The 508-nt window shown below is 36.8% G+C and carries 1 protein-coding gene; it reads right to left on the reverse strand.

Going from position 1 to position 508, the window contains the following annotated elements:
• Window positions 1-508 (reverse strand): Fic family protein (locus FK268_RS26305; protein WP_146437931.1); only part of this gene is annotated, 508 nt, incomplete at both ends.

A 508-nucleotide genomic window follows, 5' to 3' on the forward strand; every position in this document is an offset into this window, starting at 1 on the left:
GATTAATAATCTCCCTACACGACCGTTCCCATCTAAAAATGGGTGAATACTTTCAAATTGAGCATGCATTATCCCAGCCATTATTAAGGGGTCAAATTCATCATTAGTTTCATTTAAAAAAACTTCTAAGTTACCCATTAAATCCATCACATTAGATGCGATTGGTGGAATATAAGACGCTCTACTCATATCTCCACCACCGATCCAGTTTTGAACCCTTCTATACTCTCCTGGAGCACGACTTGCGCCTCTAGAGTTATTTAATATGATTTTATGCAGTTCTTTAATAAAGGAGATTGTAATAGGGTGATCTTGATCTGTTATCTTTTGTACACCAAAATTTAAAGCATCTCGATAATTACGAACTTCCTGAACATCAACATTACCATCTTGATGCGTTGCCTCAACTTCCATAACTTCATCAAGAGTTGCCTGAGTCCCTTCAATTCTTGTCGATTGAACTGATTCTGCTAATGAAAAAACAGAAAACAAGTCGGTTGGAACAACT

Origin of the sequence: Tsukamurella sputi (assembly GCF_007858445.1) — a bacterium.
In the GTDB taxonomy this organism is placed as follows: Bacteria; Actinomycetota; Actinomycetes; order Mycobacteriales; family Mycobacteriaceae; genus Tsukamurella; species Tsukamurella sputi.